Origin of the sequence: Acinetobacter sp. YH12131 (assembly GCF_013418635.1) — a bacterium.
Taxonomy (GTDB): Bacteria; Pseudomonadota; Gammaproteobacteria; order Pseudomonadales; family Moraxellaceae; genus Acinetobacter; species Acinetobacter towneri.
This window is the reverse complement of record NZ_VPBQ01000003.1, coordinates 248,099-262,773: the sequence shown is the minus strand read 5'-3', so window position 1 is coordinate 262,773 and position 14,675 is coordinate 248,099. Positions and strand designations below refer to the sequence as shown.

Genomic DNA, 14,675 nt, shown 5'->3' with positions numbered 1-14,675 from the left:
GCAAAATGGTATAGGAATTTCACGGTGCGTTTGTCAGAACTTAAAGCAAAACAAACAGCCATCATCCGTCAGGTATTACGTACTGCCGATGGTGGAACATCCCTTAGTGACTTAGTGGCAAACCGCTTAGAAACACTGGGTTTTGTGCCAGGTACGCAGGTGCAGGTGATTACCAAAGGTATTTTTGGTGGTGATCCAATCTTGATTCAAGTGGGATTTACCCGTTTTGCTTTGCGCAAAGTAGAAGCTGAACGCATTGAAATTGAACAAGGGGTGTCCGCATGAGCGATGCCTTACGTATCGCACTTGTAGGGAATCCAAACTGCGGTAAAACATCTTTATTTAACCATTTGACAGGGACACGTCAAAAAGTTGGCAACTACGCAGGCGTGACCGTAGAGCGTAAAGTCGGGCAATTCACCTTGCCTTCGGGACAGGCGGTGCGGGTGTTGGATTTGCCCGGAACTTATAGTTTAGAAGCCACCAGTCCCGACGAAGCCATTACTCGAGATGTGGTACAAGGCAAAATAGCCGAAGAAGGTCAGCAAGATGCCTTTCTTTGTGTCGTGGATGCCACCAACCTGAAATTGCATTTGGGCTTGGTTTTGGAAATGATTGCACTGGGTCGTCCGATTTTGTTGGTACTCAACATGATGGATGAGGCGCGTCGTCGTGGCATGCAAATCAACACGCAAAAATTGTCTGAGCGTTTGGGTGTACCTGTGGTGGAAACCGTGGCAGTGCGTGATTCAGGTATTCAAAACTTAATGCATGCCTTAGATCAGGGCAAATTTGCTGTTCCGCAGACAGAATTGACAGGCTTAACAGGCAGTCAGCATCAACGGATTCAAACCATTTTGCATGATGTGGTGCACTTTGTAGATCAAGAAGACAAACGCTCCGACTTCCTCGATAAAATTTTTTTACATCCTGTATTCGGTTTAGTCAGCCTTGCGGTGATGATGTTTGTTGTCTTCCAAGCGGTATTTGCTTGGGCTGCACCGTTTATGGATGGCATCGAAAGTTTATTTGGCTGGCTAGGTGAAGTGATTGGCGAAAACATTAGCCATCCCTTGCTGAACAGCTTGATTGTGGATGGCATTATTGCGGGCGCAGGCGGTGTGGTGGTGTTCTTGCCGCAAATTTTAATTCTGTTCCTGTTTATTTTAATTTTAGAGGAATCGGGTTATTTGCCACGTGCCGCATTCTTGCTCGATAAGCTGATGTTTAGCGCAGGTTTGAGTGGTCGTGCCTTTATTCCATTGCTGTCTAGTTTTGCCTGTGCAGTGCCGGGCATTATGGCAACACGTAGTATTGCTGACCCACGTGATCGTTTAACCACGATTATGGTTGCGCCGTTAATGACTTGTTCTGCGCGCTTGCCTGTATATGCCTTACTCATCGCAGCATTCATTCCCAATCAAACCGTATGGGGCATGTTTAATTTACAAGGTCTGGTCTTGTTCGGTCTGTATATGGCAGGCATTGTGAGTGCCTTGGGCGTATCTTTTGTGCTTAAATTTTTGCAAAAAGATAAATCTGAGCATGTCTTGTTGATGGAGCTACCAAGTTACCGTTTTCCAGACCTAAAAAGTGTTTGGATTGGTTTGCTAGATCGCGCCAAAATTTTCTTAAAGCGTGTCGGTGGCATTATTTTTGCACTGTCGATTTTATTGTGGTTCTTGTGTACGTTCCCGCAGCCGCCTGAAGGCGCGACCATGCCTGCAATTGACTATAGTTTTGCAGGGATGCTGGGGCATGTATTACAGCCAATTTTTGCTCCTGTGGGCTTTAACTGGCAGATCGTGATTGCCTTGATTCCTGCGATGGCAGCGCGTGAAGTGGTGGTGGCTGCATTAGGCACAGTCTATGCCTTATCTGCAGTGGATGAAGATGCCATGTCCCAAGGTTTGGCTGCTTTAATTAGTGGTGGTGGTGAACTGGGCTGGTCATTGGCAACGGGTTTATCGTTATTGGTGTGGTTTATTTATGCACCGCATTGTTTGGCAACTTTAGCAACGGTAAAACGCGAAACAGGATCATGGCGTACGGTCAGTATTATGACCTGCTATCTATTTGGTTTGGCTTATTTCATGTCATTCCTGACTTATCAAACGGCATCGTATTTGTTGGGTTAAGGCACATGCCTGACCTACAGGAGTAGATGAACATGGTTGAAATTTTAATTGTTGCTGCATTGGTACTGTGGAGTGCTGTAGTAGTCTTTAAAAAAGTCTTTCCCAAGACTTCTGGCGCAGTTTTTCTAAAACTCTCCAATTTCTGTACTGAAAAAGGCTGGCATGGCTTGGCCAAATGGCTAAAACCTGCAGCCGCGGCAGGCTGTGGCGGCAGTTGTGGTTGTGATTCTCAAGATCAACCCGCAGAAAAGCAAGTTGAAGTTCAAGCGGTGAAGTGGAAATAGGCTTGTTTATTCACTTTAGCAATATTCTTTTTAAAAACCGTCTGCAATATGACGGTTTTTTTACGCACTGACACAAAAAAACTGCAGGAACTGCAAACAGAAAAAGCATTCAAAACAGCAAAGTGCTACTATTTTGTCTGTTTCAAAATTAGCGCACAAAATGGGGCAAAAATGTTAATACAACGTGGTGGATTAAAAGTCGTTGCAGGACTTGGTATTTCTGGTGTTGCAGCCGTTAATTTTTTACATCATCAGGGTTACCGCGTTGCTGTGACAGATTCTCGCCCCACACCTCCAGGGCATGACCAAATTCCTGCCGAAGTAGAAACCCGTTTTGGTCAGTTTGATCAGGATTTATTGCTGTCTGCGGAAGAAATTGTGATTAGCCCAGGTTTAGATCCAAAACTCCCTGAAATTCAGGCTGCGATGGCGCAGGGCATTCCTGTGGTGAGTGAAATTCAGATTTTAAGTCGTGCGACCGACAAACCTATTGTGGCAATTACAGGGTCTAATGCGAAAAGTACCGTTACCACACTGATTGGTTTAATGGCAGAGCAGGCAGGTAAAAAAGTCGCGGTAGGTGGAAATTTGGGACGCCCTGCGCTGGATTTGATTAAAGATGATCCTGAACTGTATATTTTAGAACTCTCCAGTTTTCAGCTAGAAACCACCTCGAATTTAAATGCAGAAGTGGCGGTAGTGCTGAACATGAGTGAAGACCATTTAGACCGTCATGGCGATATGTTCGGTTATCACACCGCCAAACATCGTATTTTTCAGGGTGTGAAAAAAGTGGTGTTTAACCGTGATGATGCTTTAAGTCGTCCGTTGGTGCCAGATCAGACTCCTATGCAAAGTTTTGGCTTAAATGCGCCTGACCTAAACCAATACGGCTTATTAAAAGATGATGATGGCAGCATGTGGTTGGCACGTGGGCGTGAGCGTTTATTAAAAAGCACCGAGATGTATATTCAAGGCACACACAATATTGCTAATGCATTAGCGTGTTTGGCATTGGGTGAAGCCATTGGTTTATCTATGCACAGCATGCTGGAAACGCTGAAAACCTTTAAAGGTTTGGAGCATCGTTGTGAATTCGTCAAAGAATTACATGGGGTGCGTTATTATAATGACTCCAAAGGAACCAACATCGGTGCAACTTTGGCAGCTTTAGATGGCTTGGGTGCAGCAATTCAGGCACAAGGCGGTAAGGTTGCGATTATTTTAGGTGGGCAAGGCAAAGGGCAGGACTTCACTGCGCTACGCCAATCATTGCAACAATATGCCAAACTGGCAGTGTTGATTGGTGAGGATGCTACGAAAATTGAAACAGCAGTTGCGGGAACAACCCAACTCTTAACTGCAGATACCTTGCAACAAGCAGTTGAAATCTGCCAACAACATACACAAGCGCATGATGTGGTGTTATTGTCACCTGCATGTGCAAGTTTTGATATGTTCTCGGGCTATCCAGAACGTGGTCACAAGTTCGTTGCTTATGTCAACGCACTGGTATAACAACAATAAGGTGTGAGATATGGCTGGCTTTGCTCAGACAACAATCAATAAACTCAATCAGGTCTATGAGCGCTGGTTACCCAAACTGCCAGCGGAAGTGAATGTACGCAATGTACTGATTTTTAGCGTACTGGCGCTGTTATGTATTGGTTCAATCATGGTGGCATCGGCTTCTATGCCTTATGCCGAGCGCATGCATGAAAATGCCTTTCACTATGTATTGCGTCATGGCATTTCTATTGTGGTGGCATTAATCGCTGCCGTGATTGCCTATAGAGTGCCGCTGAATACCTGGTTTAACAACACCTTCTTTCTGTGGATTGTGACCATTGCCTTGTTGGCTGCAGTGTTGCTGGTGGGTACTGAAGTCAATGGTTCTAAACGCTGGATTCGGGTCGCAGGTTTTACCCTGCAAGCTTCCGAAGTCGCTAAAGTGATGATGGCCATTTTTACCGCTGACTATGTGGTGCGCCGTGCCGAAGAAGTGCGTAATAACATTAAAGGTCTGATCCGTCTTGCAGTGATTATGGCAGTCACGGTAGGTTTGGTGATTGCAGAGCCTGACTTGGGGGCGACCGTGGTGATTGCCTTGACCATGTTAGGGGTCTTCTTTTTAGCTGGTGCGCCATTAATTCAGTTTGGTATTGCCTTTGGCGCGATTATTGCCGCCTTTGTGTTTTTGGTGGTATTTGAGCCTTATCGTTTTGAGCGTTTAATGTCGTTCTCAAACCCGTGGAATGACCCTTTGGGTGTCGGTTATCAGTTGTCTAACGCCTTAATGGCATTTGGACGCGGTGAATGGGCAGGCGTAGGCTTGGGGCATAGTATCCAGAAAATGTCCTATTTACCTGAAGCACATACGGACTTTATGTTGGCTGTCTTAGGTGAAGAGTTTGGCTTTTTAGGCATTTTTGTGGTGTTGAGCTTGTCTTTTGCTATACTGATTGCCTGCATTAAAATTGGTCATCGCGCCCTGAAAAACCAGTACTTACGTGCAGGATATTTGGCTTATGGCATCAGCATTATCTTCTTATTACAGATTATGGTGAATGCAGGCATGAATATGGGTATGTTGCCTACCAAAGGTTTGACTCTACCTTTTATTAGTTATGGTGGTTCATCGTTAATTATGTGTGCAGTGATGGTGAGTTTGATTCTGAAAATTGAAGCCAGCACGCATGAGATTAACCCTAGCCGTGAAGAATCCAGCTTCTAGAATTTATCCTTCTATTTCGCTTCTGGCTGAGCATGGTGCAAGACCATGCTTGGCATGACTGTTCCGCAGTGTAAGCACTTGACTGTAGTATTTTTTTGTTTAGACATAGGAAACAAGGGAATAAAAAATAAGGAAAAATATTGTCGTTGCTGTCTGAGTTCATAGCTACTGCGAGTGCGGCAAACGGGGCAGCTAAATTGACTTTTCTCGACCACTTTGGTTTTCGGTCCAACACCAAAAATAAAAAACATGACACAACCTCAAATGATCCATTTCAATTTGAGCATAACTGAATTTTAAATTTTATAAATAATAGCCGTGTAAAGCTGTGCCTGCAGGAATACGTGAAAGATCCCATTGCTGAATGGCTTGCGTAAGCATGCGTGCAGGGGTGTCTAATTCGACAGTGGCTTGATTTAAGGCAGTTAAAGCGGCTTGTAGCAGCTTCGGTGCTTGGGCTAAATCTAAAGCTTGTGCCAAGTTCTGTTTAGACAGTTTTTGCCCTTGTGCATTCATGGCTAAAGGCAGGTGCGTGTAGCTGAGTTTAGGGTAGCCTAACAGTTGCCCCAAATAGATTTGCCGTGCGGTGTTGTCGAGTAAATCTGCGCCGCGAACCACATGGGTAATGCCTTGCAAATAATCATCCACCACCACTGCCAGTTGATAATTGATAATGCCATCACGCCGTTTTAGGACAAAATCGCCCAAGTCCTGCGCAAGGTTGGAACATTGTTTGTCTTGCAGGCGGTCTTGAAAGCAAATCTCTTGGTCTGTGACTTTGACTCGAATCGCTTGATTGGCAAAATCTAAACCTAAATTGCGGCAAGTCCCTGCATAAATATGATTGGAGCCAAGCATTTTGCGGGTGCATTGACAGGCATAGACCAAGTCGCGTTGCTGCAATTGTTGCAACACGGCTGCATAGAGATCGAGGCGATCTTTCTGGAAAATAATTTCGGCATCCGGCTCAAATTGAAAGGCATCAATACAACGCAAGATATGATTTTCACTGCCAGGGTAAATGCGTGGGATGTCAGTATCTTCAATACGTACCAGCCAAGTGCCGTGCTGGGCTTTGGCATCGCAATAACTGGCCACTGCGGTAATGAGTGAGCCAAAATGCAAAGGGCCGGTTGGCGATGGCGCAAACCGACCTATATAGCGAGTGAGCGAAACATCGTTTCGCTGCTGCTCAAGCTCCGAACTGTGTTCGGCTAGGTAATTCTCAACAGTCACGATTAACCGTTGTTTTGCTTCTCTTTGATCTCTGCCAAAGTTTTGCAATCAATACATAACGTTGCAGTTGGACGCGCTTCTAAGCGACGTAAACCGATTTCGATACCGCAAGTTTCACAGAAACCATAGTCATCGTTTTTAATCGCTTCAATAGATTGTTCAATTTTACGAATCAATTTACGTTCACGGTCACGAGTACGCAATTCAATTGCAAACTCTTCTTCTTGAGTCGCACGGTCGTTGACATCTGGCAAGGCTGTATTTTCGTCTTGCATGGTGTTTAAAGTGCGGTCAACTTCTGACATTAACTCTTCTTTCCACGCCATGAGAATTTGACGGAAATGCTCGAGCTGTCCTTCAGACATGTATTCTTCATTTTTTTTAGGCTGATAAGGTGCAATACCAAATAAGCTAGCTGTAGAACCGCCCTCTAAAGCCTTTGGCTTTGCCTTACGCACGCGTTTTGTAGCTTTTTCTTCTACAAGATCTGTTTGTTCGTCCAAGACTTGATTTTGGTTGTCATTCGCCATGTAGGGCATTCCTCATCATATGCGCACGATTGGTACGCGAAAAATATGGTGATATGCAAGTGTTTTTATCCACTCCCAAAGAACAATATTCGATCTTCGGGGGACGTCATCATATAGACTTTTTTTGATTATGGATAGTCTTTGATGTTTGGATGTGTTATCGCATTTTTTCGTTGAAGGCATAAAGTAAAGCAAAAAAAATAAAATGGAAAGTTAATAACCTGAAATTTCAAAATTTATTTGTTGTGTGACATGCTCAACCCGATGCACTTGGGTGCTAAAACTGCCATCTGCATTCAAATGTAACACACGGTAACCCGGTGCCTCAGGCCCAAGCGCAAAGTGCTGGCTATGTGGTTTAAATTGCACGCAGGTCGAAGGCGTAGAGTAAAATTGAATCCCTTGCCATTCATTTAATGAGTCTTGATGCACATGCCCACACAGCACCAATTTGACATTGTTGTGGCGTGCCAATACATCAATTAAGGCTTCGGTATTTTTAAGTTTGTGCTGATCTATCCAGTGCGATTGCATATCAAAAGGATGGTGATGACAGGCAATAATCACCTGCTGCTGCGCATGTTGCTGTAAAAGCTGATCTAACTGCTGTAATTGTGCTGCGTCCATCCAGCCATCAATCCGACCTTTAACCGCAGTATTCAGTAAAATGACACTCCAATTGCCCAACTCAATTGCATGAACTTGATTGGACTGTAAATGGAATGGAAAAACCGCGGCATCATCATGATTGCCCGGAATCTGGAAATGCGGCGTATTCAAAGTCTGCATAAACTGCAAATAACGCTGATAGGTTTCAGCAACAGGGATTTGTGCTAAATCGCCTGTATGGAAAATAGCATCGAGCTGCGGATATTGCTGTTGAATATCGTGCATTACCGCGTGAAAGCTGCGTTCAGGATTCATGTGCACAAACTCTAAATCTTCCTGATTCATGAGGTGCGTATCTGAAATTTGTACAATTGTCCAGCGTTGCTGGTGATTGTTTGAGAATAAAGTCATGCCTGACCCCTTAGACATCCTTCACGGTTTTAATTTGTTGTTGTAACCATTGCAATGCCATGATGACAGGTGCGTTTTTTAGCCGACCATTGGTCAGCAAGTTTGGAATTTCCTGATAATCAAGAATGTGTAATTGAATATTCTCTCCTTCATCTGGCATACCAAACACGCCACCTTCCTGTGGTAACGTGGTGCTCGCACTATATAAGTGGAACAATTCTGCGCATGCACCCGCAGATGGATAAAAACTGAATAAATGTTGTAATTCTTTTAATTCACAGCCCGATTCTTCCAAAGCTTCACGACGAATGCAACTTTCAGGTGATTCATTGCCATCTAGCACGCCTGCAATCACTTCGAGTTGCCAAGGCGAGTCGCAATCATCAATTGCACCAATACGGAATTGTTCAATCAGGGCAAATTTTTGTTGTGGTGCATCATAAATGAGTACCCCAGCCGCTTCAGGGCGTTGAATGAGTTCACGCTGAAGGACTGGGGTATATGTAGTTTGATTAAACAAGCGATGGCTCAGGCTGACTTTTTCAACCTGAATAAAACCACGATACAGGTATTCACGTTGGTGAATCTGTGCATCGTGTTGTCCATAAGTTGCTTGTTGAATAATCTTCATAAATTCTCATCAGGATGAGCAAAGCATAATTTCATCCTAACTGAGATTTGATTGAATACAAACGCTTTTTAAACAATTTATAGCTTATGGTACAATTTTTGACCATGTTCCTGATAAGCGGTTTTCATGGCTTTGAGACCTGATTCTACCTCTGCATCTACTTGCTCTGTTTTGTTCGCAGCATTTTGATTTTGTGCATAATCTCTCACATTTTGCGTGATTTTCATGGAGCAGAACTTCGGTCCGCACATTGAACAGAAGTGTGCAGATTTATGCGCTTCTTTTGGCATGGTTTCATCATGCATGCTGCGTGCGGTATCTGGGTCAAGGCTCAGGTTAAACTGATCTTCCCAGCGGAATTCAAAACGTGCTTTAGATAAGGCATTGTCACGTGCTTGCGCGCCCGGATGTCCTTTGGCAAGGTCAGCCGCATGTGCTGCAATTTTATAGGTGATGATGCCGTCTTTGACGTCTTTTTTGTTCGGTAAGCCTAAGTGCTCTTTAGGTGTCACATAGCACAACATTGCAGTACCGTACCAACCAATCATCGCTGCACCAATTGCAGAAGTAATATGGTCATAACCTGGTGCAATATCCGTGGTTAATGGGCCGAGTGTATAGAATGGTGCTTCTTTACAGACTTCAAGTTGCAAGTCCATATTTTCTTTGACCATGTGCATTGGTACGTGCCCCGGGCCTTCAATCATCACTTGCACATCATGTTCCCAAGCGCGGTGAGTCAATTCACCCAAAGTTCGCAGTTCGCTGAATTGTGCTTCATCGTTGGCATCTTGAATACAACCTGGACGTAAACCATCACCTAAGCTGAACGATACATCGTAAGCTTTCATGATTTCGCAGATTTCATCAAAGTGTGTGTAAAGGAAGTTTTCTTCATGATGCGCCAAACACCATTGCGCCATGATTGAACCGCCACGCGATACAATACCTGTTAAGCGATTGGCCGTGAGTGGTACATAACGCAATAACACGCCTGCGTGAATGGTGAAGTAATCCACACCTTGTTCAGCCTGTTCAATCAGCGTGTCTTTAAAGATTTCCCAAGTGAGGTCTTCTGCAATGCCGTTTACTTTTTCTAGTGCCTGATAAATAGGTACAGTACCAATTGGCACAGGCGAGTTGCGGATAATCCATTCACGGGTTTCATGGATGTTTTTACCTGTCGATAAATCCATGATGGTATCTGCGCCCCAACGGGTCGCCCAAGTCATTTTCGCGACTTCTTCATCAATACTTGAACCTAGTGCCGAGTTACCAATATTGGCATTGATTTTGACCAAGAAGTTGCGACCAATAATCATTGGCTCACATTCTGGGTGGTTAATGTTGGCAGGAATAATTGCACGACCTTCAGCCACTTCCTGACGTACAAATTCAGGCGTGATTTCAGTTAGATTTTTAGCTCCAAAGTTTTGCCCCGAATGCTGACGCATATCGACACCTTCGCGTTGGCGTTGGTTTTCACGAATGGCGATATATTCCATTTCAGGGGTGATGATGCCTTGTTTGGCATAGTGCATTTGGGTGACGTTTTTACCAACTTTGGCACGACGTGGCTTTTGAATATGGGCAAAACGAATCTCTGCAGTGCGAATATCGCGTAAACGCTCTTGACCAAATGCCGAGCTGAGGGTTTCTAGTTTTTCGGTGTCTTGGCGCTCTTCAATCCAACTGTCGCGGATGTTCGGCAAGCCTTTATTCAGATCAATTTCTACATTTGGATCGGTATATACACCTGAAGTGTCATACACCATGAGCGGTGGATTGTGCTCACCGCCTAAACCTGTTGGAGTGTCGGTCAGTTCAATTTCACGCATTGGCACCTGAATGTCTGGGCGTGAGCCTTGAATATAGACTTTTTTCGATGCAGGCAAAATGCGGGTTAAATCTTTGGCATCTTGCTCGTGTTGAGCAGAAATGTCAGCAGGGGATAGATTCGTTAATTGGTTCATTGCAATGATCCTGAAGAATGAAATCAACGAATCAAGCACGACCAAAAACATTGCAATTGAGTTGTTGAGACTTTAATAGTTCAACATTAACCGTGTGGCTGGGTTTTTAGGTGGCTTGATTCCTACGCAGGTTTTAACCTGATCAGGTTCAACGGTACTTGGGTTTACAGCTTGGTTTGCAGATTTTAGGCTACAAACTCAGCATGGACACAATCTCAGCGAGGAATTACTCGCGCTCCGTCAAGCTGTATAAATAGTAGCACGTTGTTGGTATAAAAGCAGGCTTCGCGCGGCTTTTATTCTTTGATGCCTAATGACAAGTATTTGAGCTTTAAGCGACTTTGGATAATTAGCGAGTAATACAAACGGCATCACTAAAACAATCGCGTTTTGCATGGATGGAGATGTTCTTTAAATTTAAATATTGATGCAACTGTGCATGTACTAAAGCATCATCGCCATATTCACGCTGTTCACGTGCAGTGGGCTGTGCTGCAATTTCAGTGAGTCGTTGTTCACTGCTCATGTGTAAAAAGGCAAGGAATTTACGCGCTTGCTGTGCTAAGGGAGATTTTTGCAACTTTGCCAGTTTTTTAATTTCAAATAATACGGCAGGTTGGATACTGTATTCATCGACATAATCCTGAGAAACAGGACTGTTGACTGTGCCTTTAAACAGCAGCAAGGCATACACTTCGGCTAGATAACGTGCATCCCGTATAAAGTGACTTTTAGGATAACGCTGCACGTAATCTTCCCAAAATAAGGCGCGTTCTGCCAAATCGGCAGCATCAAGGGTGAGTCCACCATCACGCAGGCTGTGCTGCATATTGTCATTGGCCATTCTTTCAATAAAAATCTGCTCGGCATCGGGCATGTAAGGCGCAAAAATAATGGCTAAGTATTGCGGGCTTCGACGATAAACCAACTGTGCTTCACCTGCATCGTATAGCTCTAAATAGGCTTGTCCCTTATGTTTCAATAAATATTGATCACGCAAGGCAAAGTTTTCAAAATGACTTTGCTGAATGGTCGGATGCTGTGCCATATCAAAAGCGTGTTGGTCAAAGGCAGCTTGTTCTGCAGCGCTGCGTTCTACATGCAAAAAGCGTTGATACATTTGGGTCGAAAGATTGAGCAAATTTAATTGCTCATTCAAAGGCAGCAAGGGTAGGCAGACTTTTAAATCCTGATTAATTTGTTCTAGCGCAAACGTGGTGCGGGTATTGTCAATTTGCTGCATATTGTGCTGAATATTTTCACACATTTGGGTCAAATCCACAGGCTCGCTGGCACTGGCCTGTACCTTTGGTGGTTCAGCTACGGGAGGTGTATCTGAATTTTGGCAGGCGAGCAAATACAGACAACTGCCAAGCAGTAGGGCAAGTTTACTGGCGCGAAGAAATTTAACCATTACAGCAATTCAACATGAGTATTCTTTCATCATCTAGTGCCTTCATTTAGGCACTATGGATTCCAAAAATTCAAAATGAGTCATTCATACCAAAATTCTAAATTTAAAATATCCGCTGTGAGGCACACGGTTTTAGAAGCTTGGGTCGAAGGACGAGGGGAGAGCTTGCATTGTAAAGTCAAAGCCACGGAGTAAATTGTAGTATTCTGCTAGAGTTTGGTTACATGCCTGTGAGTAAGTACCACTTTATGCAGCGATTGTTAGCACGTGTATGGCTTTGCTTAATTATTGCAATGAATTGAAATAATATGAAAAATTATCAAAATTAATGAAAATCATACGAAAAAAATGCAAATTCGCTTTAGTATGGGCGGTGTAAAAATACATTGCAGTAGGATTGACGAAATTACAGAGTGGGTTGATCGAAAAATAATGAAAAAAATGATGTTAGTGACATGCTTATGTTGGATGAGTTCAAGCGCTTTTGCTTTGGATTTAATGCAAGCCTATCAGCGTGCTCAAAATAGCGATCCGACTTGGCGCGCACAGCAATTACAATATCAGGCCGATCAATTAAATTTAGGGCTTGCGCAAGGCAATTTACTGCCAACTGTGACTCTGTCGGGCAATATCACCCGTAAAAGTCAGGAAATGAGTCGAGTCAATATTGCCAGTTCCTCGCCAGAGCTTTTAAGCAGTTCATCTTCAACTTCACGTCAAGTCGCGTTAACAGCACGTCAGCCTTTATTTCGTTGGGATGCTTGGCAAGCCCTGAAACAAGTCAAAACCTCGTTAAGCCTGAGTGAAGTCACCTTACGTTTACAACAACAGCAACATATTTTGAATGTATCAGAAGCGTATTTTAATGTGCTGAGACAGCAGTCTTTAACAACAGCATATTTACAAGAAGAAAAAGCTTTGTTGGAACAGCTCAATATGATGAATGCCAAACTGCGTGAAGGTTTGGTGGCTAAAAGTGAAGTCAGTGAAGCCAATGCGCAATATCAAAATGCACGAGCGAACAGGATTGGAACACATGTGCAGTTGGTTTTGGCACAAGAGCAGTTGGCACAATTGATTGGGCCATATCAAGAAAGTTTGGCAGTTTTGCGAGATGACTTTCAATTTCAAAAACCTGTGCCTGAAAGTTTAGAGGCATGGTCGCAATTGGCACAAACTCAAAATTTGGCTATTCAACAGGCACGTTTGCAGCGACAATATGCCGAAGATGCACGTCGGGTTGAACAAGCAGCACGTTATCCGCAGGTAGAAGCTGTGGGCAGTTATGGTTATGCCAAACAAAGCCCTGAAAGTATCATGTCGCCCGATGGTCAGTTCGACCAGGTCGGGATTGAAATGAACTGGAATGTGTTTAGCGGTGGGCGGGTCAATAAAAATGTGCAAAAATCAGTGGTTTTGGTACAAAAATCTGAAGCCGAGCTAGATGCAGCAATCCGTAAAGCCAATACCGATGTGAAACAGGCATATTTACAAGTCGAAACTGATCAAGCCAAATTGCAGGCGCGACAGGCTGCAATGAATTCAGCAGATTTAGTGGCACGAGCATCCAAAGCGCAATATCAGGAAGGTTTAAAAACCATGGTGGATGTACTGTTGGCACAGCGTAACGCCTTTTCTGCCAAGCAGGATTATCTCAATGCACAGTATGACTATTTGAAGCATGTGTTACAGTTGAAAGCAGCCGTTGGGCAATTGACTGAACAAGATGTACAGGAAATGAATGCTTGGTTGATTCAGAAAGCCTTATAAAATCATTTTGTCATCTGTATAAGGTATGTTGTATAAAGACAGAAACGATCAGACTTGAGAGTTTGGTGAGAAAATGTCATAAAAACGTCATCATTGCTGTGCTTTAATATTCAATCATTGCGTCAGTCTATCCTTTTGTTGTGGAGTGTATTCCTTGAGTACGAATAATCCTGTGTTAAGTCACCATATTTCTTCTCAGTTCAATGAAGATTTGCAGGATGTAAATACCAAATTTATGGCCATGGGTGGTTTGGTAGAGCAGCAGGTTGCCAACTCGATTCACGCACTCTTGGATACCGATGCAGCCTTGGCGGTAGAAGTTCAGTTCCAAGACAATGTTGTCAATCGCATGGAAACCGAAATTGATGAAGCCTTAACGTTGATTTTGGCGCGTCGTCATCCAGCCGCAATTGATTTGCGTATGGTGATTGCCATGTCTAAAGCCAATACTGACTTAGAGCGTATTGGTGATGAAGCTGCAAAAATTGCCCGTATTGCCCAAAACTTATGTGAAGAAGGTGGTTCGCCACGCGGCTATATGGAAACACGTCATATTGGTAACCAAGTGCGCGTCATGATTCACGATGCACTGGATGCTTTTGCGCGTTTAGATGTCGATCAAGCACTGCGTGTTTTACTTGCCGATGCCGATATTGACCGTGAATATCAATCTGCAACACGTACTCTTATGACGTATATGATTGAAGATCCGCGTCATATTTCACGTGTGATTAATGTGATGTGGGTGTTACGTTCATTAGAGCGTATTGGTGACCACGCACGAAATATTTCAGAACAAGTGATTTATATGGTCAAAGGTTTTGACGTACGTCATACCAGCGTCAAAGAAATTGAAGAAAAAGTACAGGAACGCTAAGTTCAGCTTTTTTTTGAATATTCAGCCTCATCTAATGATGGGGCTTTTTTTTATGGCTTGAATGAGTC

Annotated in this window: 14 protein-coding genes and 1 riboswitch; of the genes, 7 read left to right on the top strand and 7 right to left on the bottom strand. The window is 43.7% G+C overall.

Going from position 1 to position 14,675, the window contains the following annotated elements; translation table 11 throughout:
• The first annotated feature begins 24 nt into the window (after window positions 1–24).
• From FTU66_RS04025 to ftsW, 5 genes are all read left to right on the top strand, one after another.
• Window positions 25–285 (top strand): FeoA family protein, encoded by a 261-nt coding sequence (locus tag FTU66_RS04025; RefSeq protein ID WP_004975713.1) that lies wholly within the window; start codon window positions 25–27, stop codon window positions 283–285.
• The gene (locus FTU66_RS04020; protein WP_131260988.1) at window positions 282–2,138 is read left to right on the top strand and encodes a ferrous iron transporter B; all 1,857 of its coding nucleotides are present in this window, start codon (window positions 282–284) and stop codon (window positions 2,136–2,138) included. The genes FTU66_RS04025 and FTU66_RS04020 overlap by 4 nt, the downstream gene beginning before the upstream one ends.
• A gap of 32 nt (window positions 2,139–2,170) precedes the next feature.
• The gene (locus FTU66_RS04015) at window positions 2,171–2,422 is read left to right on the top strand and encodes a DUF6587 family protein (protein WP_154321146.1); all 252 of its coding nucleotides are present in this window, start codon (window positions 2,171–2,173) and stop codon (window positions 2,420–2,422) included.
• A gap of 171 nt (window positions 2,423–2,593) precedes the next feature.
• Window positions 2,594–3,940 (top strand): UDP-N-acetylmuramoyl-L-alanine--D-glutamate ligase, encoded by a 1,347-nt coding sequence (gene murD / locus FTU66_RS04010; RefSeq protein ID WP_180112344.1) that lies wholly within the window; start codon window positions 2,594–2,596, stop codon window positions 3,938–3,940.
• A gap of 19 nt (window positions 3,941–3,959) precedes the next feature.
• Complete coding sequence (ftsW, locus tag FTU66_RS04005) at window positions 3,960–5,156, top strand: putative lipid II flippase FtsW (protein ID WP_154321144.1); 1,197 nt, start codon at window positions 3,960–3,962, stop codon at window positions 5,154–5,156.
• Window positions 5,157–5,167: 11 nt separating this feature from the next.
• Here ftsW and FTU66_RS04000 read toward each other — a convergent pair whose 3' ends face one another.
• The 7 genes from FTU66_RS04000 to FTU66_RS03970 all read right to left on the bottom strand — a co-directional run bounded on the left by FTU66_RS04000 (window position 5,168) and on the right by FTU66_RS03970 (window position 11,960).
• The gene (locus FTU66_RS04000) at window positions 5,168–5,407 is read right to left on the bottom strand and encodes a zinc-ribbon domain-containing protein (RefSeq protein ID WP_104852920.1); all 240 of its coding nucleotides are present in this window, start codon (window positions 5,405–5,407) and stop codon (window positions 5,168–5,170) included.
• A 52-nt stretch (window positions 5,408–5,459) separates the two neighbouring features.
• Window positions 5,460–6,392 carry a tRNA glutamyl-Q(34) synthetase GluQRS gene (gene gluQRS, locus FTU66_RS03995; protein WP_179989655.1) on the bottom strand — a complete coding sequence of 311 codons (933 nt, stop codon included), beginning with the start codon at window positions 6,390–6,392 and terminating at the stop codon, window positions 5,460–5,462.
• A 2-nt stretch (window positions 6,393–6,394) separates the two neighbouring features.
• Window positions 6,395–6,922: an RNA polymerase-binding protein DksA gene (gene dksA, locus FTU66_RS03990; RefSeq protein ID WP_004975725.1), complete on the bottom strand. Its 528-nt coding sequence runs from the start codon at window positions 6,920–6,922 to the stop codon at window positions 6,395–6,397.
• A 213-nt stretch (window positions 6,923–7,135) separates the two neighbouring features.
• Window positions 7,136–7,942, bottom strand: a complete 807-nt coding sequence (gene cpdA / locus FTU66_RS03985; protein WP_004975727.1) for a 3',5'-cyclic-AMP phosphodiesterase — start codon at window positions 7,940–7,942, stop codon at window positions 7,136–7,138.
• Between the two features lie 10 nt (window positions 7,943–7,952).
• Window positions 7,953–8,573, bottom strand: coding sequence for an NUDIX domain-containing protein (locus FTU66_RS03980; RefSeq protein WP_004975729.1), 621 nt, complete (start codon window positions 8,571–8,573; stop codon window positions 7,953–7,955).
• 77 nt (window positions 8,574–8,650) lie between these two features.
• Entirely contained in the window at window positions 8,651–10,546 is a 1,896-nt protein-coding gene (thiC, locus tag FTU66_RS03975; RefSeq protein ID WP_180112343.1) for a phosphomethylpyrimidine synthase ThiC, read from the bottom strand.
• A gap of 102 nt (window positions 10,547–10,648) precedes the next feature.
• Window positions 10,649–10,796, bottom strand: a riboswitch (TPP riboswitch).
• Window positions 10,797–10,895: 99 nt separating this feature from the next.
• Window positions 10,896–11,960, bottom strand: coding sequence for a hypothetical protein (locus FTU66_RS03970; RefSeq protein ID WP_004975731.1), 1,065 nt, complete (start codon window positions 11,958–11,960; stop codon window positions 10,896–10,898).
• Between the two features lie 432 nt (window positions 11,961–12,392).
• Here FTU66_RS03970 and FTU66_RS03965 point away from each other — a divergent pair, with 432 nt between their 5' ends.
• Complete coding sequence (locus tag FTU66_RS03965) at window positions 12,393–13,730, top strand: TolC family outer membrane protein (RefSeq protein WP_026438398.1); 1,338 nt, start codon at window positions 12,393–12,395, stop codon at window positions 13,728–13,730.
• Window positions 13,731–13,884: 154 nt separating this feature from the next.
• Window positions 13,885–14,607 carry a phosphate signaling complex protein PhoU gene (gene phoU / locus FTU66_RS03960; protein WP_004975736.1) on the top strand — a complete coding sequence of 241 codons (723 nt, stop codon included), beginning with the start codon at window positions 13,885–13,887 and terminating at the stop codon, window positions 14,605–14,607.
• Window positions 14,608–14,675 lie beyond the last annotated feature (68 nt).